This is a genomic window from Xanthobacter autotrophicus ATCC 700552, from assembly GCF_043194565.1.
Taxonomy (GTDB): domain Bacteria; phylum Pseudomonadota; class Alphaproteobacteria; order Rhizobiales; family Xanthobacteraceae; genus Xanthobacter; species Xanthobacter autotrophicus_F.
Window position 1 is genome coordinate 298,016 of record NZ_JBAFVS010000002.1, and the last position, 21,491, is coordinate 319,506.

Annotated in this window: 24 protein-coding genes; 7 read left to right on the plus strand and 17 right to left on the minus strand. The window is 67.3% G+C overall.

The window, feature by feature from the left end; translation table 11 throughout:
* Positions 1–9: 9 nt before the first annotated feature.
* Genes mdcB through madL form a run of 8 tightly spaced genes read right to left on the minus strand, consistent with a single transcriptional unit; the run spans position 10 to position 6,396 of the window.
* Complete coding sequence (mdcB, locus tag V5F48_RS03285; protein ID WP_394040034.1) at positions 10–858, minus strand: triphosphoribosyl-dephospho-CoA synthase MdcB; 849 nt, start codon at positions 856–858, stop codon at positions 10–12.
* Complete coding sequence (gene mdcG, locus V5F48_RS03290) at positions 855–1,559, minus strand: malonate decarboxylase holo-[acyl-carrier-protein] synthase (RefSeq protein WP_394040036.1); 705 nt, start codon at positions 1,557–1,559, stop codon at positions 855–857. The genes mdcB and mdcG overlap by 4 nt, the downstream gene beginning before the upstream one ends.
* Positions 1,546–2,295 (minus strand): biotin-independent malonate decarboxylase subunit gamma, encoded by a 750-nt coding sequence (gene mdcE / locus V5F48_RS03295; protein WP_394040038.1) that lies wholly within the window; start codon positions 2,293–2,295, stop codon positions 1,546–1,548. Before mdcE ends, mdcG begins: the two co-directional genes overlap by 14 nt.
* A 1-nt stretch (position 2,296) precedes the next feature.
* A complete protein-coding gene (locus tag V5F48_RS03300; protein WP_394040040.1) occupies positions 2,297–3,175 on the minus strand; it encodes a biotin-independent malonate decarboxylase subunit beta in 879 nt (292 codons plus the stop codon).
* Positions 3,172–3,489 carry a malonate decarboxylase acyl carrier protein gene (mdcC, locus tag V5F48_RS03305; RefSeq protein WP_394040042.1) on the minus strand — a complete coding sequence of 106 codons (318 nt, stop codon included), beginning with the start codon at positions 3,487–3,489 and terminating at the stop codon, positions 3,172–3,174. The genes V5F48_RS03300 and mdcC overlap by 4 nt, the downstream gene beginning before the upstream one ends.
* A 10-nt stretch (positions 3,490–3,499) precedes the next feature.
* Positions 3,500–5,191, minus strand: coding sequence for a malonate decarboxylase subunit alpha (gene mdcA / locus V5F48_RS03310; protein WP_394040044.1), 1,692 nt, complete (start codon positions 5,189–5,191; stop codon positions 3,500–3,502).
* 5 nt (positions 5,192–5,196) lie between these two features.
* Positions 5,197–5,961 (minus strand): malonate transporter subunit MadM, encoded by a 765-nt coding sequence (gene madM / locus V5F48_RS03315; RefSeq protein ID WP_394040046.1) that lies wholly within the window; start codon positions 5,959–5,961, stop codon positions 5,197–5,199.
* 9 nt (positions 5,962–5,970) lie between these two features.
* Entirely contained in the window at positions 5,971–6,396 is a 426-nt protein-coding gene (madL, locus tag V5F48_RS03320) for a malonate transporter subunit MadL (RefSeq protein ID WP_394040048.1), read from the minus strand.
* A gap of 211 nt (positions 6,397–6,607) precedes the next feature.
* Here madL and V5F48_RS03325 point away from each other — a divergent pair, with 211 nt between their 5' ends.
* Positions 6,608–7,291: a GntR family transcriptional regulator gene (locus V5F48_RS03325; protein ID WP_394040050.1), complete on the plus strand. Its 684-nt coding sequence runs from the start codon at positions 6,608–6,610 to the stop codon at positions 7,289–7,291.
* A gap of 814 nt (positions 7,292–8,105) precedes the next feature.
* Positions 8,106–9,497 (plus strand): tyrosine-type recombinase/integrase, encoded by a 1,392-nt coding sequence (locus V5F48_RS03330; RefSeq protein ID WP_394040052.1) that lies wholly within the window; start codon positions 8,106–8,108, stop codon positions 9,495–9,497.
* Positions 9,498–10,067: 570 nt separating this feature from the next.
* On the opposite strand, the gene V5F48_RS03335 is transcribed toward V5F48_RS03330, so the two are convergent.
* Together V5F48_RS03335 and V5F48_RS03340 are read right to left on the minus strand one after the other, a co-directional pair.
* On the minus strand, positions 10,068–10,988 hold the full coding sequence (locus V5F48_RS03335; protein ID WP_394040054.1) for a sulfurtransferase: 921 nt from the start codon (positions 10,986–10,988) through the stop codon (positions 10,068–10,070).
* Positions 10,989–11,036: 48 nt separating this feature from the next.
* On the minus strand, positions 11,037–11,702 hold the full coding sequence (locus V5F48_RS03340) for an ArsR/SmtB family transcription factor (protein ID WP_394040056.1): 666 nt from the start codon (positions 11,700–11,702) through the stop codon (positions 11,037–11,039).
* A gap of 93 nt (positions 11,703–11,795) precedes the next feature.
* Between V5F48_RS03340 and V5F48_RS03345 the strand changes: the two genes are divergently transcribed.
* Together V5F48_RS03345 and V5F48_RS03350 are read left to right on the plus strand one after the other, a co-directional pair.
* Positions 11,796–12,149 (plus strand): DsrE/DsrF/TusD sulfur relay family protein, encoded by a 354-nt coding sequence (locus tag V5F48_RS03345; RefSeq protein ID WP_394040058.1) that lies wholly within the window; start codon positions 11,796–11,798, stop codon positions 12,147–12,149.
* Between the two features lie 41 nt (positions 12,150–12,190).
* Positions 12,191–13,348 (plus strand): MFS transporter, encoded by a 1,158-nt coding sequence (locus V5F48_RS03350; RefSeq protein ID WP_394040060.1) that lies wholly within the window; start codon positions 12,191–12,193, stop codon positions 13,346–13,348.
* 495 nt (positions 13,349–13,843) lie between these two features.
* Here the strand turns inward: V5F48_RS03350 and V5F48_RS03355 are convergent, their stop codons facing one another.
* Positions 13,844–14,035, minus strand: a complete 192-nt coding sequence (locus tag V5F48_RS03355; protein ID WP_394040062.1) for an NnrU family protein — start codon at positions 14,033–14,035, stop codon at positions 13,844–13,846.
* A gap of 102 nt (positions 14,036–14,137) precedes the next feature.
* Here V5F48_RS03355 and V5F48_RS03360 point away from each other — a divergent pair, with 102 nt between their 5' ends.
* Complete coding sequence (locus V5F48_RS03360; protein ID WP_394040064.1) at positions 14,138–14,359, plus strand: hypothetical protein; 222 nt, start codon at positions 14,138–14,140, stop codon at positions 14,357–14,359.
* Between the two features lie 264 nt (positions 14,360–14,623).
* A complete protein-coding gene (locus tag V5F48_RS03365) occupies positions 14,624–15,826 on the plus strand; it encodes an NnrS family protein (protein WP_394040066.1) in 1,203 nt (400 codons plus the stop codon).
* A gap of 25 nt (positions 15,827–15,851) precedes the next feature.
* Here the strand turns inward: V5F48_RS03365 and V5F48_RS03370 are convergent, their stop codons facing one another.
* The 6 genes from V5F48_RS03370 to V5F48_RS03395 all read right to left on the minus strand — a co-directional run bounded on the left by V5F48_RS03370 (position 15,852) and on the right by V5F48_RS03395 (position 19,894).
* Complete coding sequence (locus V5F48_RS03370) at positions 15,852–16,547, minus strand: Crp/Fnr family transcriptional regulator (RefSeq protein ID WP_394040068.1); 696 nt, start codon at positions 16,545–16,547, stop codon at positions 15,852–15,854.
* 200 nt (positions 16,548–16,747) lie between these two features.
* On the minus strand, positions 16,748–17,032 hold the full coding sequence (locus V5F48_RS03375) for a metal-sulfur cluster assembly factor (protein ID WP_394040070.1): 285 nt from the start codon (positions 17,030–17,032) through the stop codon (positions 16,748–16,750).
* Entirely contained in the window at positions 17,029–17,595 is a 567-nt protein-coding gene (locus V5F48_RS03380; protein WP_394040072.1) for a DUF2249 domain-containing protein, read from the minus strand. The genes V5F48_RS03375 and V5F48_RS03380 overlap by 4 nt, the downstream gene beginning before the upstream one ends.
* Entirely contained in the window at positions 17,552–18,955 is a 1,404-nt protein-coding gene (locus tag V5F48_RS03385; RefSeq protein WP_394040074.1) for a hypothetical protein, read from the minus strand. The genes V5F48_RS03380 and V5F48_RS03385 overlap by 44 nt, the downstream gene beginning before the upstream one ends.
* Before the next feature lie 33 nt (positions 18,956–18,988).
* Positions 18,989–19,303 carry a DUF2249 domain-containing protein gene (locus V5F48_RS03390; RefSeq protein ID WP_394040076.1) on the minus strand — a complete coding sequence of 105 codons (315 nt, stop codon included), beginning with the start codon at positions 19,301–19,303 and terminating at the stop codon, positions 18,989–18,991.
* A 141-nt stretch (positions 19,304–19,444) separates the two neighbouring features.
* Positions 19,445–19,894 carry an RrF2 family transcriptional regulator gene (locus tag V5F48_RS03395; protein WP_209488243.1) on the minus strand — a complete coding sequence of 150 codons (450 nt, stop codon included), beginning with the start codon at positions 19,892–19,894 and terminating at the stop codon, positions 19,445–19,447.
* 72 nt (positions 19,895–19,966) lie between these two features.
* Here V5F48_RS03395 and V5F48_RS03400 point away from each other — a divergent pair, with 72 nt between their 5' ends.
* On the plus strand, positions 19,967–21,259 hold the full coding sequence (locus V5F48_RS03400) for a PAS domain S-box protein (RefSeq protein ID WP_394040078.1): 1,293 nt from the start codon (positions 19,967–19,969) through the stop codon (positions 21,257–21,259).
* Positions 21,260–21,491: the final 232 nt, after the last annotated feature.

Genomic DNA, 21,491 nt, shown 5'->3' on the forward strand with positions numbered 1-21,491 from the left:
CCTGCCGCCTCACGGGTCCAGCGACTGGACGAAGATCGCCGCCGCGAGGATGTCGGCGCTGCCGCCCGGCGACACGTGCCGCGCGATGCAGGCGTGGTGCAGGGCGAGCGCCCGCGCGCGCCAGTCCGGGGCCGCAACGCCGCCGGCCTCCAGAAAGGCTGTGGCCTGCATGCGCACGAAGGCGAGCCCGTCCGCGCCGCCGCGATGGAGGAGGTTGGTGTCGTCGAGCCGCGCCATGACGGCGAAGAGGGTCTGGACCCGGGCCCGTTCGGCACAGCCCAGGCGGGCGAGCGTGTCCTTCAGCGCCGGCAGGGCCACCGCCATGAGGGTGGGAAAGCCCGCGAGCACCTCTTCCCGCGCCCCGCGCGCCCGGAAGCGGGCGACCATCCGCCGGCCGTGGCTCGCGGGCGCGGCTCCGGCGGCGGCCGCGATGGCATCGCCCCATTGCTCCAGCACGGTGCCGACGAGGGCGTCGGGGGCCAGGCTCAGGCCGCGCGCCACCCGGAAGCCGGCGGCGGCGGCGAGCAGGCCGATGCAGAAGATGGCGCCGCGATGGGTGTTGATGCCTCCCGTCGCCTTCAGCATGCGGGCTTCGGCGGCGATGCCGAGGCGCTGCAGTTCGCTGAACGGCGCAGCGCCCATGCCCGCGTCCGCGATGTTCTGGAAATAGCGGCGCAAGGCGAACAGGCTGCGCAGGAAGGTGACGGCGTCCATGTCGTGATGGGCGCCATTGTCCACGAGGCTCACAAGCCCCGGCTTGGGATAAAGCACCAGTTCCCGGTGCAGCGCCGTGACGGCGCGCCGGCCGATGGAGAGCGACAGGCGCGATGCCGCGCCGATCTCGCGCACATGCCTCATGTCGCCTCCCGTCCGCTGATGCCGAACAGGTCCGCCGTGGGACGCAGCGCGAGACTGCGCAGGTGCTTGACGAGGACGCGTTGCGGTCCGGCGAGGACCTCTCGCCACGCCGCCGCGCCGCCGTCCGGCAGCACGAACTCGCCATCCAGCCGCGGGGCCGGATGGGCTGCCGCGAAGTCCTCGAGAATCCGGCCGGCCGCCATGCAGGCGGCGGCGGCGGCGGGGAACAGGAGCAGGTCCACGTCCGACGATGCGGTGAGATAGCCCGTATCCCTCCCCTCCATGCCGTCGCACGCCAGGGCGTGCCAGGCGAGGGAGCCGAACACGCGGGGGGCGAGGCCCGCCGCGTTGAGGTGGGTGGCGAGGTCCAGAAGCGGGCCGCGCCAGGACGCCGGCGCGAGCGCCGCTGCCGCGTCGAGCGTCAGGGGCGGGGCGACACGGCGGATGGCGTTGGCCTCGACCACCAGCCCGACCCGGCGCCGGCCGGGCAAGGCGAGGCCGAGGCGAATGCCGTCTTCGGGATCGCTGGAGACCGGCCGGGCGGCGACCAGCGGCCGGCCGGCCGCGATCCAGTCGGCGACCACCGGGGCCTCGGCCGCGGGCACCGGGAAGACGAGGGCCTCCCGCCAGTGTGCGGCGAGCCAGACCCGGTCGTGGCGCCGCACCAGCGGATGGGCGGGCGCCGGATCACGGGGCGCCATGGCGCACCCGCTCGGCCACGTCGAGGGCGAGCCTGCGGCCGCCCCGCTCCGCCCCACGGGCGCGGCGCCGGTCGGCCGTCTCGTGGGTGGCGAGGGCTGCTGCCAGTTCCCGGGCAAGGTCGCCGCTCCACAGGGCCTCGATGGCGCCCATGCACCAGTAGTTCTCCACCCCGGGGGCGAACACCGGCGAGGTCTTGCTCAAGTCCTGGAGCCGCTCCAGCGGGATCTTGGTGATGCGCGACATGGCGGGCAGGTTCATCACCCGCACCTCCGCCTCCTTCAGCGCAAAGCAGCGGTCGGCGAACAGGCTGCTCGCGAGGAAGCCGCCGCTCACCGCCTGCGACCAGACGAGACCGAGGATGGGATGGCCGTTGTTGCGGGCAAGGGCCAGGCACTTGGCGAGGTGCGCCATGTAGCCGTTGATGCCCAAAAGCTCATCGCGATGGCTGAGGCGCTGGCCCTGGGTGTCCACCAGCAGCAGGATGGGCCGGCCGGGATGATCGCGCACGATGGCGAGCACCTCACCCGCCATGCGGAAGGCGAGCTCGATGCCGATGGGCGCGGCATCCACGGTGCCGATCACAGCAACGGCCTGGTTCGCGCTGGTGCCGGTGCCGGAGAAGAACAGGCCGTCACGGGTGATGGCATGGCCTTCGGGAAAGAGGCGGTCGAACAGGGTTTGCGCGTCCAGGGATTCGATGTCCAGGGCTTCGGTTTCCAGGGTTTCGGTGTCCATGTCAGGCCCTCCGTCCGGCGGCGAGCGCCCGGAACGCGTCGGCTTCGAGCAAAGGCAGGCGGTCCGGCGCCTCGAAGCCGAGGTCGCGCCAGATGTCGAGCGCGTCGCGGCAGGCGCCGAAGCGGGTGATGCGGGCGCCGAGGCCGGTATGCTCGGCCTCCAGCGCGGCCAGCGACAGGTCGGGCCTTGCGTGCTCCAGCGCGGCGATGGCGGCGGCGCGGAAGGCGGCCATGTCGTCGGCGACGATCCCGGCTGCCTCGCCCAGCAGGTAGCGGTGCTTGCCGCCCACCGTGCGCCAGACCAAGGCGCGGTCGCGGGAATCAAATTCCTCCACCCCGCAGGTGGTCTCGATCACCTCGGGGCCGGACAGGCCGAGCCGGCCTTCCTCGCTCATGATGACGGCGTCGCACAGCCGGGCGACGATGCCCATGCCGCCGAAGCAGCCGAACTGCCCACCATCAAGCAGGATCACCGGCACGCCAGCGCCGCGCAAGGCGAGCACCGCGCGCATGATCTCCGACACGGCGATGAGGCCGGCATTGGCCTCGTGCAGGCGCACGCCGCCGGATTCCACCAGCAGGATCACGCCGGCCGGCCGCGTGTCCAGCGCCCGCTCCAGCAGGCCGGTGAGCTTGGCGCCATGCACCTCCCCCACCGCCCCGCCCATGAAGCCGCCCTCCTGGGCCGCCACGAGAATGGGGCGTCCACCAAGACGGCCCTCGCCCACCACGATGCCGTCGTCGAAGGCCGCGGGGGTGTCGAGTTGCAGGAGATGGGGGCTCATGACCCGCTCCTGCGGCGGCAGGATCTCGACGAACGTGCCCGCGTCCAGAAGGCCGGCGACGCGCTCGCGGGCGCTCGCCTCGTAATAGCTGGTCATTGCCCGCCTCCCAGATAGCTCTCGATCGCCTGGTCGAGCCGCAGCGACACCACCGCCGGCGTCGCGCCCACGTCATTGATGGAAATGCGCAGGTCGCCAAGGCCGTGCCGGGCGAAGAAATCGTCCATCACCGCCTGCCAGATGCGGCCGAAGCCCACCGCGGCGGTGGTGACCTCGATGGTCATGGCGCCATCCTGCGCCACCGGTTCCACCAGCACTTCCAGATTGCCGGAGCCGACGACGCCGGCCAGCGTGGCCTTTGCGTTGCGCGTTGCCGGCCGTCCGCCGGCATAGGTGAAGGTCAGCCGTTCCATGGGTGTCTCCTCACCAGTTGCGGAAGCGCTTGGGCGGGTCGTAGAGCCCGCCTGACGCCCGCACGAGGTCCTTGATGGAGCGTGCGGCGAGCAGGTCGCGCGTCGCGCTGCGCTTGTCGATGCCGAGGTCCTCGGGCCTGAGGATGATGCCGCGGTCGCGCAGGTTCTCCACTGCGCGCCTGTCGCGGCCGAGCCCCACCGGGGTGTAGCCCGCCACGCCGCGGATCGCCTGCTCGCGCTCCTCGTCGGTGCGGCAGAGCAGGAGGTTGGCGATGCCCTCCTCGGTGAGGATGTGGGTGACATCCTCGCCGTAGATCATCACCGGCGGCAGGTCCATGCCGGCGCTCTCGGCGAGGGCGAAAGCGTCCAGCGTCTCGACGAAGGCCGGCTGCATGTGCTCGCGATAGGTCTCCACCATCTGCACCACCAGCTTCTGCCCGCGCGGGACCAGGTTGCGCCCCGCCCGCGCCTCGCGTCCCGCCTTGAGCCAGGTGGGGCTGGCGTGGCGCCGGCCGCGGGCATCCGCCCCCATGTTGGGCGCGCCGCCGAAGCCGGCGATGCGCCCGAGCGTCGCCGTGGAGCTGTTGCCGGCGAGGTCGATCTGCAGGGTCGAGCCGATGAAGAGATCGCAGGCATAATGGCCCGCCGCCTGGCACATGGCCCGGTTGGAGCGCATGGAGCCGTCCGGGCCGGTGAAGAACACGTCGGGCCGGGCGCGGATATAGGCCTCCATGCCCAGCTCGGAGCCGAACGAATGCACCGATTGCACGAAGCCCGCCTCGATGGCCGGGATCAGCGCCGGATGCGGGTTCAGCGCCCAATGCCGGCAAATCTTGCCCTTGAGGCCGAGGCTTTCGGCATAGGTGGGCAGGATCAGCTCGATGGCGGCGGTGTCGAAGCCGATGCCGTGGTTGAGCCGGTTGACCTCGTAGGGCGCATAGATGCCCTTGATGGCCATCATGGCCATCAGCACCTGGATGTCGGAGATCTGCGCCGGATCGCGGGTGAACAGCGGCTCGATGTAGTGGGGCTTCGGGCTCGCGATGACGAAATCGACCCAGTCGGCGGGAATGTCCACCCGCGGCAGGGTGTCCACCAGCTCGTTCACCTGGGCGATGACGATGCCGCGCTTGAAGGCGGTGGCCTCCACGATGACCGGCGTGTCCTCGGTGTTGGGCCCGGTATAGAGATTGCCGTTGCGGTCCGCCGCCTGGGCGCAGACCAGGCTGACGCGCGGGGTAAGGTCCACGAAATAGCGGCTGAACAGTTCGAGATAGGTGTGGATCGCGCCGATGGCGATCTGCCCGCCCGACACCAGCCGGGCGAGCCGCGCGCCCTGCGGCCCGGAGAAGGAGAAGTCCAGCCGGGACGCGACCCCGCTCTCGAACACGTCGAGATGCTCCGGCAGGGCGAGCACCGACTGCACCATGTGCAGGCCGTTCACCCGGGCGGGGTCGAGCCCCGCCAGCACCTTGGCGAGGAAATCCGCCTGCTTCTGGTTGTTGCCCTCCAGGCAGACGCGGTCGCCGGTCTCAAGGATGGCCTCCAGCAGCGCCGCCGCATCGGCGCTCTTGACCACCTTGCCGCGGGCGAGGGCGGCGGCACGCTCGAGGCGCGCCTTCCGGTTTCGGGCCTGCGTGTTCCAGTCCCGCGCGGCGGGGGCGGAAGACGGGGCGGGTGCGGGCGCGGTCTGTTGCAGCATTCCGGTCACCAGGTGATGGCCTTGACGGCGAGGTAGAGGACGGAGGGGCCGAGGAGGCAGCCGAGGCCGGTGTGGAAGGTGGCCACCAGCGCGCCATAGGGCACCAGCTTGCGGTCGGTGGCGGCAAGGCCGGCGCTGACCCCGCTCACCGTGCCGGCGAGCCCGCCGAACACCATGGCTGACTGCGGCGTCTTCAGCCCCATGAAGCGGGCGAACACGGGGGTGAACACCATCACCATGATGGCTTTCACCACCCCGGTGGCGATGCTCAGCGCCATGACATCCGACGAGGCGCCGATGGCCGCCCCGGTGACGGGCCCGACGATGTAGGTGACCGCCCCGGCGCCGATGGTGGTGAGCGCGATGGGGTCGGTGTAGCCGAACGACCAGGCCACCAGCACGCCGACGACAAAGGGCAGCAGGGTGCCGAGCAGCAACGCGACGACGCCGAGCCAGCCGGCCTTCTTCGCCTCGTCCACATGCACTTCGCTGGCGGTGGCGACGATGGTGAAGTCCCGCATCATGGCGCCGCCCATGAGGGCGAGGCCGCTGAAGGTGGCGATGTCCGCAAGGCCCTTGGCCTTGCCGGTCACGGCGCCGCCCCAATAGGCGAGCGCCAGCCCGCCGAGCACCGCGATGGCGGAGCCCGCCACGCGCCCGCCGGTCAGGTGGCGGCCGAGCTGGTTCGACACCCAGATCACCACGCCGACGAAGGCGAAGGCGGTGATGAGCGGATTATCGGCGATGGTCTTTTCCAGCATGTGCAGCATGGCTCGCTCCTACCGGGACTTGAGGGCGTCGGGGGCGGGGAAGAGTCCGGCGTCGGCGTCGGCCTCTTCCTGCGGCGCTTGGCGCTGCATGGAGCGGTTGATCAGCGCCACCACGCCGAAGCACAGCACGAAGGAACCCACCGCGCTGAGGAGGGCGATGGGGCCGCCCTTGACGGCGACGACCACGTTCTGGGTGGCGGCCATGGCCACCACCACGGGGATGTACATCATCGCCCAGAAGGTCACGCCCTTCTCGGTCTCGGCCGGGAACAGTCCCTTCTTCTTGAGAAGGTGCTGGGCGGCGATGAGAAAGATCATGGCGATGCCGACGCCGCCCACATTGGCCTTGACGCCGATGAGCACCGCGATCGCCTCGCCTACCCATATGCCCGCGAGGTAGCACGCCGCCAGCAAGGCGGTTCCAAAAATGACCATTGATGTTCCTCCCTCTGCCTTCATTGCGGCCAGGCGATCACAGCCTGCCGCGTCTCGGCGCCGGCCCACGAATCCTGTCGGGGCAGTTATGGTACGCCGATGACTCTATTACGCATTCTTATGATGCGATTTCTGTATACAGAGAACGTCATTGAGAATTTGGTGTCAAGGTGTATCTATGCAGAAGCCGTTTTTTTGGGATTCGACGCACGTGGACAGCGGACAGGTGCACCCCAGCAGCCTTTCGGAGCAGCTGCGGGAAGATGTCGAGGAGCAGATCGTCACCGGCGCCTACGGGCCCGGTGCGCGGCTCGATGAGGTTGAGCTTGCCGCCGCCTTCAACGTCTCACGCACGCCGGCGCGCGAGGCGCTGATCCAGCTCGGGGCGGCGGGCTTCATCGAGAAGCGCCAGCGCAAGGGATGGGTGGTCGCGGAGATCTCGGCCAACCGGCTGTGCGAGATGTTCGAGGTGATGGCCGAGCTTGAGGCCATGTGCGCGCGCCTTGCCGCGCGCCGAGGGACCGAAGCCGAGCACCAGGCCATCCTCGCGGCCCACGAAGCCTGCAGGCAGGCCTGCGAGGCCAAGGATCCGGACGCCTATTTCCGGCTGAACGAGGATTTCCACTTCGCCATCTACAACGCCAGCCAGAACCAGTTCCTGATCGATCAGGCGCGGGGGCTGCAACGCCGGCTGCGGCCGTATCGCCGCCTGCAGCTGCGCGTGCGCTCGCGCATCGGCAAGTCGTTCGAGGAGCACGATGCCATCGTGAAGGCGATCATGGCGGGCGACGCCGATGCGGCCTCGGCCCTGCTCAAAGCCCATGTGGTGGTGCAGGGCGAGCGCTTCGCGGACCTCGTCGCCTCCCTGGAGGCCTGCAAGCGGGCGGCGCAATAGACCTCGTTGGCGGTCATAGGACCAAACTCCATGACGGGCACCGGAAGCCTCTCTCCCGGACATCAACCCGTCACGGAAATCCGGTCCAGCCTCTCACTCTCAGCGGATGAGCAGGCATATCCTGTGGGCGGGGAATTCCATCTTCCGAGAGCTTCCGCCACACCACATCGAGGCCCTCGATGGCATCACCGAGCATGCGGTCGCCTACGCTGGACCGTGCCGGGACTGCACCTGACGAGGTCACCGACAGCTTGCAGACATGGCTAGAGCGTTCTCGAGCGAAGTGGATACCGGTTCGCGTAAAGAAAACGCGTAAATTCAATGACTTATAGAATTTCCACGATTCAGTGAAACGGGGAAATGCTCTAGGCTGTGGGTCCCCCACTGGCTCCGCCCAAAGTCGGCACGGGGATGCGTTCGCCGACCACCCTCGGACAAGCGCAGGCTATCGGTTGCAGCCTTAGCCGAGGATGTGGGGGAAGCGCCTCGTGAGGGTCGCGGGCGATGTGGCCCAATCGCAGCCTTAAGCCAAAACCGTTTCCGATCCAAAAACTGAAACGGTGAATTTCGGCTAAATCATTGATTTAGGTGGCGCGCCGGGGAAGATTCGAACTCCCGACCCCCAGATTCGTAGTTCAGAAATGACGCTTCGCCATGGCATCCCCCTGCACTTCTAACTTTCCTTGCAATCATTTAACATATTGATTATTATTCAAGAATCGCATCTTGGCGTGTTCTGGAGGGGCTGCGCCACTAAACCTTTCGCTCCGCCAAAACCGTTTCAAAAACCGTTTCAGAACTTCAGGGTTACGCCATGGCCGAACTGCGTTTCCAGATCAACGATAAGGCCATCGAGCGCCTCCCTCCGCCCGAGAATGGACGCTACATTGTCCGAGACACCGAGCTGAAGGGGTTCTTTCTCGTCGTTGGTACCCGCAAGAAGACCTTCACCATCCAGGGCGACCTCAGGGAGGAGGGAAAGCGCGCGGCAACCATCCGGGTCGCAATCGGCGACACGTCGGAGATGTCGACGCGAGCCGCGCGGGCGGTGGCGAAGGAATATCTTGCGCAAATCAGCCGGGGGCAGCATCCCAGAGGCGAGTGTCGGATTGCCAAGGCAACGACAGCTGCCGCGCTCGAGACTCCAGAGGCTCCCAAGATCGTCGGCATTACGCTTCGAGCGGCCTGGGAGCGCTACAAGATCTCCATGGTTCGCAAGAACCGAAGCGAACGCACCATCGAGAGCTATCGCGATCACATTGAGCGGATCTTCGCAGGGTGGCTGGAAACGCCGCTGATTGAGCTCGGCAATGACCCGGCGAAGGTGGCAGCGAAGCATGATGCGATCACCGAGGAGAACGGCCCTTACATTGCCAATGGCAGCATGCGGACGCTTCGGGCCGTGTATAATCACGCCCGCAAAACCAACCGCGAGTTGCCTCCCGACAATCCAGTTGGAAGCATCGACTGGAATGGCGAGAAGCGCCGCGATACCGGCATGGGCCTCGCGGACCTGAAGGGCTGGTTTCTCGAATTGGCCGCGATCGACAACCCCATCCGGCGAGAATTCCACTTGTTCACTTTGCTCTCTGCATGCCGGCCTGCCGCGCTGAAGGAGGCCAAGCCCTCGCACCTTGATCTGCGGCGGCGGGTGCTGCACGTCCCCAGGCCCAAGGGAGGCGCTGACCGCGCCTTCGATATCCCGCTATCGCGGCAAATGATCAGGTGCCTGCTGCGGGCAATGCGCTTCGGTCGCTTGATGTATCCGTTCGAGGCGCGGGAGTGGATCTTCCCCGCAGATAGTGCGGATGGGCACCTTGCCGAGCAGAAGGAAGAGCGGAGCACATTGTCGAAGTGGGGCAACGAGCTGCGTCAGACATTTCGCACGATCGCCAACCCAGCGGGCGTTTCCGAATTGGATGCCCGCATGCTGATGAACCACTCCATTCCAGGAGTGAACGCGGGCTACATCACCCGGCACAAGCTCCTGGAGGACCACCTGCGCTCCCAGCAGCAGGCGATCAGCTCAACGATCTTCAACGCGCTCGGGAATGCGGTCGCCGAGGACGAGAACCTCATTGCCTGGCTCGGTCTGGGAGCCGCGAGGAACGCAATCTGTCGCGCTGCGGACGAATTCGCCGAGCGCGAGGCGATTTCGACGTGCAACCAAGCCATGCTACGTCCGACGAGCATACGGCACCGTTAAAGTTGTAAGCAATCACCCCGGCTCACCGACAATCCACGCTGCGCCGCTAGGAGTTTTTCACCCGCTTCCTCGGTGATGGATGCGACCGCCTCACCTATGAGGCCACGGAGCGCGCTCTGCGCGGCATCGCCCTCGGCCGCAAGACCTGACGGTACGCAGTTCAAGCGTCAGGTGCGAGCCGCGATCGGAGCCGCAACCATAGACCCCGATCTGCTCACGGCCGCCGAGAGGTTACTATGAGGGATTTCTTCGTCGGGCAGATGCAAACGGGACCATCCTCCGCTTGGCGAAGGGCGGGATCGCGATCAAGGAGATCGTGCGCCGCACCGGGCACTGCCGTAGCCTTGTTCGCAGGACCCTGCGCGACGAGCGCACGGACAAGTTCCGCTCGCGGGAAAGTTTGCTGGAACTGTACTGACTGCCTTCGCAGCCTCGCGCGTCAGGACCCGCGATTGAGCCAGGGCGGCAGGCCCATGCTAGATCCCGCCGCTCCCCCGTTGCCATGTCAAACAATTCAGAGTCGAAATCCTGAAGCAGTTCCGCCCCCATGCGGGCTGTTCTTCCGGCTGTCTATCTGAGCTGCGTCTCGACCGGCAGGCCGTGCTTGCTCCAGGCCAGCATGGAGCCGTCATAGAGCATGACGTCCCGGTAGCCGAGCAGTTCGTGCATCACGAACCACGAGATGGCGGAGACATGGGCCGTGTTGCAATAGGCCGCCACCGCCTGCTGCGGGCCAAGGCCGACGGCGGCATAGGCGCGGGCAAGTTCCTCCTTCGGGCGATAGGTGCCGTTGGCGGCAAAGTTCGCATCGAAGGGAAAGAGGGTCGCGCCGGGAATGTGGCCCGCCTTCGCGATGTTCGGGCGCTTCTCCAGGCCCACATAGAAGCTGAAGAACCGGGCGTCGAGGATGCCCGCATCCTTGTGCGTCTGGAGCGCCTCCATCTGGGCCGTGTCGGCGAGGAATTCACGCCGCGCGGGCCGGGCCTTGAAATTCCCCGTCTGCGCCGCCTCGTCCTCGCCCCACACTTCGCGGTTCTCGGCCACCCATTTCGTCGTGCCGCCGTCGAGGATGGCCACCTTGTCGTGGCCATAATATTTGAGCTGCCAATAGACGTAGGCGGCATAACCCGCATCGTCCGGTCCCCGCCCCCGGTGGGTGAGCACGAGCGGCGTATCGTCGTTCACCCCGGCCGATCGCATGAGCGCCGAGAACGCCTCGGGCGGCAGGTTCATGTCGGCGATTTCCACGCCGCGTTCGGTGGTGGTGCCACGGGCCTTGCGGAAGTCGAGAGGCACCGCGCCGATGAGGTGGCCGCCTTCCTTGTAGCTGGTGTCGTCATTGCGCACGTCGAGGACGAGGACCTCGTCCTGGTGGGCTGCGAGCCATTCGCTCGACACCAGCGGGCCGGGAAGGTCCAAGGCGGCTACTGGTGTCGCGAGCAGGACCGCGAGGAGCCCCGAGGCAAGCACGCCCGATAGCATTTTGAACATTGGCGTTTCTCCCATTTTTTGGTTTGGACTTCGGGGGATGGCGTCGCGTCAGCCCGCCACGACCGGCAGTCCCGCGGCGCGCCATTCCGGCATGCCGTCTTCCATGCGGCGGGCCGAGAAGCCTTTGGCGCGCAGGCGTACGACCGCCTCCACTGCGAGCAGGCAATAGGCGCCGCGGCAGTAGGCGATGATCTCTGCCGCCGGATCGAGTTCCTCGAGACGCGCGTCCAGCTCCTCAAGTGGAATGCTGACGGCTCCGGGCACGTGGCCGAGGTCGAACTCCTCGCGAGGTCGCACGTCGATCACCGTGACGAGGCCCGCCTGCGCGCGTTCCACAAGGTCGGCGCGGCCGATGGGCTCAAGCCCGTCCCGCCCGTCGAAATAACGCGCAAGCAAAGCGCCGACCGTCGCGATGTTGCGTTCCGCAGTCTGCCGCAGCACCGACATGAGCTGGACGATCCCGTCGTCCGCCAGCCGGTAGAGGACGAACTTGCCGTCGCGGCGGGCCTCCAGCAGGCCCGCGCGACGCAGCTGCTGCAGGTGCTGCGAGGCATTGGCCATGGAGAGCCCGGTCAGCCGTGCCAGCGCCTCCACGCTGCGTTCGCCCTGGGCGAGGTGCTCCAGCAACTCCACGCGGTGCTCGTGGCCGAGGGCGCGCGCCACCGTGGCCAGCTCGGCGAACAGAGCGCGTTTGGGATCCGTTGACTTGCACATGATGGTAACGATACATCATTCAAGCGATAACTTGAACGTATAATTATCCTGCCCATGCCGCGAGGGCATCGTGGGGTACCGGCGGAGTCGGACATGCATGCGCTGTTCATTCTCAACGATCCGCCCTACGGCACGGAGCGCGTCTATAACGGCCTGCGCGTCGCCGCCGGCATCCTCAAGCAGGATGCGGGAAACCGGGTCACCGTGTTCCTCATGGCGGATGCGGTCGCCGCCGCGAAGGCGGGCCAGAAGACGCCGGACGGCTATTACAATGCGGAGCGCATGCTGAAGCGGGTCCTCGCCGGCAAGGGCGAGGTGCTTCTGTGCGGCACCTGCATGGACGCCCGGGGCCTCACCGATACCGATGTGGCGCCCGGCACCCGGCGCAGCACCATGGATGAACTCTCGGCCATCACCGTTTCGGCCGACAAAGTCTTGGTGTTCTGATGACCGCACCCGCCATTGCGCAGGCGATGCCGCGAAGCCGTATGATCCGGCAGGTCGCGCTGCTCTCCGCCGCCCAGGCGCTGTTCCAGACGGCATCGGTCATGGTGATGACGGTCGCGGGCCTTGCCGGCGCCGCCATCACCCCCGCGCCGGAACTCGCCACGCTGCCGGTCGCGGCCATGTTCCTCGGAACGGCGATCGGCATCGCCCCGGCATCCCTGTGGATGGCCCGCGTGGGGCGAAGGATCGGCTTCGTGGCGGGCGCCGTGCTGGGAACCCTCGGGGGCCTCCTGGGGGCGCTCGGGATCTTCTATGCGTCGCTGCCGCTGCTTTGCCTCGGGACCGGCCTCGTCGGCACCTACCAGGCCTTCGCGCAATTCTATCGCTTTGCCGCGGCGGAGGTGGCCACCGACGCCTTTCGCCCCCGCGCCATCTCCTTCGTTCTTGCGGGCGGGGTGGTGGCCGCCATCGCCGGACCGATCCTCGGGCGCTTCGGCGGCCCCTTGCTGTCGGCGGAATATGCCGGCTCGTTCCTGATCCTCGCGGTCGTTTCGCTGCTGGCAGCGGGTCTCCTGCAGGCCGTGGACGTGCCGCGGCCCGCGCAGAGCGCATCGGGCGGCGGGCGACCGCTGGGCGTGATCATCCGGCAGCCCGGCTATCTCGTGGCCCTGTTCGGCGCGGCCACGGGCTATGGCGTGATGATCCTCGCCATGACGGCGACCCCGCTCGCCATGCTGCACCATGACCACGACCTTTCGGCCGCCGCGACGGTGATCCAGCTGCATGTGCTGGGCATGTTCCTGCCGTCCTTCTTCACCGGCGCGCTGATCTCCCGCTTCGGGGTGCTCAAGGTGATGCTGGCCGGGGCGTTCCTGCTGGCGGGTCATGTTCTCATCGCCCTGTCGGGCACGCAATTCCTCGCCTTCGCCTCCGCGCTGGTTCTGCTAGGCGTGGGCTGGAACTTCCTGTTCATCGGCGGCACCACGCTGCTCACGCGATGCTACGCGCCGGAAGAGCGCGCGCGGGCGCAGGCGGCCAACGACCTCGTGATCTTCATCGTCGGGGTGGCGACCTCGCTCGGCGCCGGCGCCATGCTGCACTTTCTGGGCTGGCAGATCATGAACGCGGTGCTGCTACCATGGCTCGCCCTCGCGGTCCTCGCCCTCGCCTGGCTCGGCTGGCGCGAGCGGCGGGGCTAGGTGCAGTGCGTCATTTCCAGATCACATAGGCCTGACGTCTGAGACAAATCGCGGCAAACCGGCTCACGTTCAGCTACATTCCAACCGCCGATTTCGACGCCGGACCTGAACGTTCCGCAAGGATCCGCCGTCCAGAGGCCTGGAGATCGCCGAACATACACTTCCGCAGTGCCCGCGGGTCCGTCCTCTCGAAGCTGGGGAGCCACCGCTGGCGCGAGCCGGTTGGCCTCCCACGTGCTTCATCCGACACGCGCCGCGTATCATTCGATGCTGCCGGCAATGTGCCCCCTTGTCGGAGCCGCAGGCGCTAGAAAATCTCAGTCAGAGCCAGATGAAAAAGCGGAGGGCACGTCGTCGCGTGCGCCACCCACCGGGGCGCACGCGATACCACCTGGCCTGAAGCTGGTAAAATTCCTGGGTGTAACCATGGTCCATCCTGGTGATGTTGGCCACGTGTAATGATGAATCAGAACTTCTGCCACACGCCGACGCTCATCACCACAGTGCATCGAAAGGAGAACCTTGCAGAGAGACGATCAAGGCGGCGAACAGAGCGAAGGAGATGCTCGAAGCACAGATTTCGTAGGTCTCAAGGCCAATCTGCCCCACAAGCGCCCGCCTCACCCGTGCCGACGACAAAATCGCGTGCGCGAGCAAAAAAATCAGTGATGTAACGAGAAGTTCCATCTGCGTTCCCTCAAGACCCAGAACAAAGGTGACAGATATAAACCATTCATCAATCGCTCATTGATCGGTCGGGAGTCGATTGGGCCTCGAGCATCCGGCCCCATGCCCCCCGATCTCGTGAATGATCCCCCCAAGGAGATCCTCAGCTTCGGCCTGCTCAAAATCCGCATGGAAGCGCTTCTTCACGCCAAGCCGGGTCAGTTCGTACTCGACCTTGGGCCGAAGACCATGACGAGCCAGAGTCTTCTGAACGCACTTCAGCCCGCCTTCGTGTCCATCCCGGAAACCTGTCTTCAAGAATTGCACCGCAACGACGGTCGTTGACATGTGGCTGATCGCTTGCTCATGAAAGCGCCATCTTCAGTCGCGTTCGTTGTTTCAACGCAAACAGATGCAGTGCGGGGCAAACCCTCAATCTTCAGCGAGCTTGCGTTTTGTCACGCAGGACGCGCCGCTGCCCCGTTAGGCTTTCAATGAGACCAGCGAAGACGGCACGCGCCGCCGAGCCCGAGCGGCGGAGAGCATGCCGGATTGCTTGGCGAGACTGGCTGGCGCGGAACGACGCGCTTTCACGGAGACTGAAAGCAAATGGCGCCCCGTCCCGGTCTCAAGACCTATCAAGGCCATCCGTTCCTGTCTTATGGATTTCGTCCTTTCTTCCTGCTTGCCGCGCTCCAGGCGGGGCTGGCCATCCTGGTCTGGCTTCCCTTCGTCGCCGGCATAATCAGCGTGCCCACGGCTTTCGCTCCAGTGGACTGGCACGTCCATGAAATGCTGTTCGGCTACCAAGCCGCCGCCATCGGCGGATTCCTCCTCACGGCCATTCCGAACTGGACCGGCCGGCTGCCCGTCCTCGGCACGCCGCTTCTCGTGCTGGTCCTGGCATGGCTTTTCGGGCGCGCCGCCGTTTCAGTCTCCGCCTGGATCGGATGGGACCTGGCCATGGCGGCGGATGCACTCTTCCTCCTCATGCTCGCGGGCGCGGCCATCCGTGAGATCGTCGCCAGCCGGAACTGGCGCAACCTCAAGGTCGTGACCATTCTCTGCCTGCTCTGCGCGACGAATATCGCCTTCCATGTGGAGGCGCATCTGGCCGGCGAGGCGGTCTATGCGCGGCGGCTCGCGATCGGCACAATCCTCATGCTCGTGGCGTTGATCGGCGGCCGCGTCATTCCGAGCTTCACCAACAACTGGCTCGCCCAGCGTGGCGGGCGCCTGCCCGTTCCGTTCGGCGCCTACGACAAGGCGGTGCTGGTGATGACCGGCCTTGCGCTGACGCTGTGGGTCGTGCGTCCGGATACACGCGCAAGCGGATTGGCGCTCGCCGGCTGCGCGGTGCTGCACCTGCTGCGCCTCTCGCGCTGGGCGGGCGAGCGAACCTGGCGCAATCCCCTCCTGGTAATCCTGCACATCGCCTACCTCTTCGTGCCGCTGGGGTTCGCGCTTTCCGCCGCGGCCAGCTTCGGACTCGCGCCGGCGGGGGCCGGGCTCCATGCCTGGACCGCGGGCGCCTTCGGCACCCTGACGCTCGCCGTCATGTCCCGGGCGAGCCTCGGCCATACGGGGCGACCGCTGATCGCGAGCCCGGCGACGCAGGCCTGCTACCTGCTCGTCGTCGTCGGCAGCCTCGCACGCATCGCATCCGCCTTCGACGCCGGGCCACCTCTGCTGCTGGACGCGGCCGGCCTGTGCTGGTCGTTCGGCTTCATCGGCTTCGCGATCGCCTATTGGGGCGTCTTCACGGGCCCCAAGGTCGCCCAGAAGGCGCCAAGCACGGCCCGCCGCGCCTGATGCGCCGGACACGCCCGCGGCCTGCTCAGTCCTCCCGGCCTTCTGCAAGTTGTGCCAGGCCGGCCATGTCGCGGACCAGCAGCTTCTGCCTCCCGCCTTCCACGAGGCCTTTCGCCTCCCAGGCGCTCAGGATGCGAGAGACGGTGTGGAGCGTGGTCCCGGTCATTTCCGCAATGTCCCGGCGGGAGATGGGGAAGTCGATCCGCAGGCCGTCCACCTCGCGCGTACCGGCCTGCTGGGCGAGGCGCAGCACCGCATGGGCGACGCGCCGCTCCACCTCTTCGGTGGACATCTCGCGGATGCGGGTGTGCGCCTCGTCCAGCCGCTGGCCGATGGTGCGGATCGCGTTCATAGCAAGATGCGGATTGTCCTCCACGAAGCGGTCCCAGGACTCCGTCGGCCAGGCGGCGACGAGACTGTCCACCGCCGCGCTCGCCGTGCCGGGGTAATCCGGCCGGCTCAAGGCGCGTGCGAAGCCGAAGAGATCGCCAGGATGTACCACGCGGACGATGATCTGCTGGCCGTCGCGGGTCACCTGCGTGACCTTGAGGCGGCCGTGCAGCAGCAGGTAGAAGGATCGTGCGGCCTCGCCCTGCTCGAACACGGCGTCTCCCTGAGGGACGCGCCGGACGCTCGCCTGCTGGGTCAGCCGGTCGAGCTGCGTGTCGGTCATGGCGGCAAAGAGCGGGACGCCGCGCAGGATGCTGCGATCGATTCCCACGTCGTTGGTGATCCTTGCGCACGGGAAGAAGCAGGACGCCGGAAGGCGCTGGCGGATAAGACCGCAATCTGCGTGCGCATTCAAGGCGGCGCGCCGCTCTGTCCCTCCCGGCCGAAGCCGGCTTAACCCCGCACAGGCGCGGCGAACGCCCAGGCGGCGCGCGCCCCGCGGAGCAGGGCGCGCGCCGCGAAACCGGCCGGTCACGCGCTGCGGATCATGTCCGGTGTCCAGGCCGGTTCGTAGGTGAGTTTGACCGCCACAGCGGTGACACCGTCCACCCCGGCGACGGCCGCATCGACCATTTCCCGCAATATGCCGGCGAGCGGGCAGCCGCGGGTGGTGGTGGTCATGACGACGTGGACGGAACCGGCAGGCGAGACCTCCAGGGCGTAGATCAGGCCCAGCTCCATCAAACTGAGGCCCATCTCGGGGTCGATCACCGTCGTCAGCGCCGCGCGCACCCGCGTCTCGAGGAGCGCGGTCATGCCCGCGGGCTCCCGCCCCGGCGCACCAGCAGGCGGTAAGACCCGCCCTGGGGTTCGAAGTTTCCAGCCCATTCATGGGCACGCTTGGCCAGTTCGGGGAACAGAAAGACCGGCTCGCGCGGCAGCAGCGCGAACAGGACGTCGCCGGGCTGCAAGTCCTCCAGGGCCTCCAGGATCCGGATCATCGGCTCTGGCGGATCGAGTTCCCGCAGGTCCAGCGCCTCGATCGGGTCGGCCCACGCGGCAGCGGCGGGGCTGGAGCCCGCGGCCAGTGCCTCGTCTGTCCTGATTTCGGCATGGGGCGAGAACAGCACCTCCCAGTCCCCGTCGCCGAGCGCGCGGTCGGCGGCCGCATATCCCAGCCGGGCCATGACCGAGAACAGCGGCACCGGCCGGAAGGGGGCGAGGAGGCGCAGGCTCTGGCCCGGCGCCAGCGCATCCACGGCGGCCATGATGATCTCGAACGGCTCCTGGCCTGCCCTCAGCAAAGGCCGCACGTCCAGTTCGCGCGCCTCCGGCTCAAGGTTGTCCGTCGATCCGGCGGGGGGCTGTGAGGGGGGCATTGTCGGTTCTCCCTGGAGGGCGCGGCGGAAGCAGGATGCGGGGACGGGCATCGTCCGGGGGCCGGAGCGAAGGCTCGATTTCACAAAGGCGCCGGATGCGCACGAACTCGACCGCGAGCCCCGCGGTGCCGGCAAGACAGGCCAGGATGGCGAGCCGGAACCAGGCCGCAGCGCCGAAGGCGAGCGCGAGCGCGCCGGCTGCGACCCCGGCGAAATGGAAGGCGAGCCAGATGCCGGTTCGCGGCATGGCGACGAGGGTCCCCACCTGCGGCACCTTGCGCCGGCCGATCTGCCCGCCATAGGCCTCGAGCCAGGTCATGAACGAGGCGATCTTCACCAATTGAGCCAGGGTCAGGCCGGAAAGCCAGCCGAACACCAGCAGGAAGACCAACGCAGCCACCAGGCGCTCGCTCGCGCCGAAGATCACGGCCGGCGGCAGCAGCGCCGCGCCGATCCCCAGCGCCGCCACGGCGCCGATGCTCGCGCGCATGTTGATCTCCAGTCCCTTGCGGTGGCGCACGCGGTAGAGCAAGGCGACGTCGCCGCAGTGCAGCAGGGCGGCCAGCGCCAGGGCGCCGACGGCCGCTGCCTCCACCAGGTCGCCGGGATCGAGGCCGGCGCCGAGGGCGGCGAGGCCGGCGCCGGCGGCAAGCAAGGCGATGACCCCGCAGGCCAGCACGGCCGCCATGCGCCGGCGCGGCGGGTCCGGCGACAGCAGGAACATGGCGAACAGGCGATAGCCGACGCCGAAGGCCGTCAGCCCGAGCCAGCCGCCGAGCCCGAGCAGCGCATGGAATCGCGTGCCTTCGGGCAGAAGGCCGGCGGCCGCGAGCCATTCGGCGCGCCCCGCGAAGATCGCTGCGAAGGCGGTTCCGCTCGCGAGCGCCGCCACCAGGGACGCGAGCCCGACCGCGACGAACCGGCCGAAGGGCTGCACGAACCCCGCCCCGCCCATGGTCCCGGCCAGCATCAGGGCCAGCACCGTGAAGCCGGCGGTGATGAGAAGCCCGGCCACCGGCATCAGGTCAAGCGTCCAGTCGGTCCAGCCGGCCAGGACGGAAAAGCCGGCAACCAGAGTAGCGAGGCCGACGACGACGCTCACGAGGACCGGCAGCGCGAGGGGAGCAAAAGCGAGAGGCCGCGAGACCAGCACCGGCACGAACTGGAGCAAGGCGCCCGCCATGGCGAGGCTGAGCCAGCCGATGACGACAAGATGAACCACCGCCAGGCTCTCGGGTGCCGCGAGATCCGTGGCAGGATAGCCGATGCCCGCAACCATCAGGCCTTCGGCGAGCGCCAGCAGAGCCAGCGCGACAGCGAAGAAAGTCATGGTCCAGTGGGAATGCGCGGCGAGCGGCATGGCGCCCTTCTCCCGAAGATCCCGAAGACCGCCTCAATGGCTGCCGCAGGTGCAGGACGGTCCGGGCGGCAGGTCGTCTGCGTCCCCGGGGGCCGAGCCGGAGCTGGCAGCGCCCACGCGGCCGATCTCGATCTGCCAGATGTCTGGTCCCTGCTCGACATAGGTCCAGGAGAAAGCTGCGCCATGGACCGCCTCCATCTGGAGCCGCAGGGGCAGTGGATCGTGGCCGTTGACGATGCGCACCGCCTCCCCCGGCTTCAGCTGGTCCAGGATCGACAGGATCGTCACATGCCGAATTCTGGCGGGAATCTCGCGAACGTCGATGGGGTCGGGAAGCAGGAGTTGCATGACGGGCTCGAATGTCTGCTGGAGAGGCCCTGTCAGGCTAGCCCGCCTGCAGGCCTCCAATTTGCGAAATCTCAAGCAGTCGGACGGTTTGCGGTGCTGCGGGAAGAACCATCGCTGAATGAGCCGTCTGCCGTCGGCGGCTTATTCGCCTGAAGTCGGAGAGCCTCCCGGTTCGAGCGGCGCGATCAGCCGGCTCAGGGCGCCGCTCCGGTTTGCGACGTCGGAAAGGCTGTATTGATCCAGCACGGCAAAGAACGCCGACATGGCCTCGTGCAACGCCGACGACAGGCCGCACGCGCCACACAGCACGCAGTTCCGGCAATCGACGACTTCGGTTCCGCTTTCCGTGTGGCGAACGACCGCACCCACATTGATGAGCGACGGATCTCGCGCGAGGCGGTAGCCGCCCTGCCGCCCCCGAGCGCTCGTCACGTACCCCGCCTTTGCGAGGGCGGCGAGGACCTTCATGAGATGGTTGTGGGAAATAGCGTAGCGCTGCGCGATGTCCGCGATCGAGCATGATCTGTCGGGGTACGCCGCGAGGTGCAGCAGCACGCGCATCGCATAGTCGGAATAAAGGGTCAGTCGCATGGGTTGTCCAATCGGCGCTATGCGGACACATAAATCCAGTATATCAAATACTCGATTTCTGGAGACCCTTCCATGGCCGAACAATCTGCTTCTTCCGCAAGCGTCGGCGAGGCGTCGACGATGCGGGCCTTCTTGGTCGAGCGCCGTATCCGAGAGAGCGATCTCATCACGTCGTTCGTTCTCCGGCCGCTCGACGGCGGCCCGCCCCTGCCGCACGAGGCCGGACAGCACCTCTCGCTGTTCGTGGATATCCCTGCGGTGGGACGGCAGAAGCGCAACTACACCATTTCGTCCGCCCCGAACGGCCGCTCCTACCGCATCTCGGTGAAGCGGGAGCCGGGAGGCATGGTCTCCCGATGGCTGCACGACCATGCCGAGCCGGGAACGCGAGTCGAGGTCGGCGCGCCGGGCGGGAGCTTTGTTTTCGGCTCCGAAACCAAGCGTCCGATGGTCCTGCTCAGCGCCGGTGTGGGACAGACTCCGATGGTGGCGATGATCGAAGCGGTGGCCGCCACTGGATGCAAGGTCCCGGTGCACTTCATCCATTGCGCCCGCAACGGCGGGGAGCACGCATTCGGCGCCCATGTTCGCGAGACCGCCGCGGCAGGCGCAATCGTGGCGACCTTCTTCTATACCCAACCGGGGCCTGACGACGCGGCACAGGGTCGTTTCGACATCGAGGGCCGGGTCTCGATCAACTGGGTCGCGGCGCACACCCCGGTGCGCGATGCCGACTATTTCATCTGCGGGCCGCTCTCGTTCCTGAAGACCTTCGTCGGCGGCCTTGCGCGTCTCGGCGTGTCGCCGGACCGGCTGCATTATGAGTTCTTCGGTCCGGTGGACGATCTCTTCGAGGAGGACAGTGGCGAACAAGGCGCCCCGCCAAGCCCCGCTAAGGCGCCGCTCGGTCGAATGTCGCAGATCGCCGCCGGCTTCACCCGCGCCCAAATCGGTGACACGCTCATCGACAGCGCAGCGGATGCCGTGGTCGTTTCCGACGCCCAGGGCGCAATCGTGCTCTGGAACCCCGGAGCGGAACGTATTTTTGGCTTCTCCGAGCAGGAGACCCTCGGCCAGTCGCTCGACATCATCATTCCCGAGCCGTTCCGTGCGCGCCATTGGGACGGATATCGGGAAACCGTGGCCTCCGGGCAGAGCCGCTACGGAGCCGGCGATCTTCTTGCGGTGCCCGGGCTGAGGCGCGACGGCCGGCGCATCTCCATCGAGTTCACCATCGCCCTAATCAAGGACCAGAGCGCGAAGGTGATCGGCATGGCCGCCACCATCCGCGATGTGAGCGCCCGGTTTGAAGAGACGAAGGCGCTCAAGAAGAAGGTCGCGGAACTGGAAGCAAGCGGGGCGTGAGGTCGGCGCGGTGTGGGGCGATCCGCTGACATCACTGCGCTCGGATCGGCGCCGCCCCTGCCGTTGCGTGTATATATCCGTCGATGAGGGGACCCGGCAACGCCGTGGCCTGAAGAGCCGCGATGGCGTCGGTTGCGCTTGCCCGGCCCTGGAGGCGATCCTGGAAAATCTCTCCTACCGCGACCATGTCGATTGCGTGCGGTGACAGCCGCAGCCACCTGATTCCAACAGC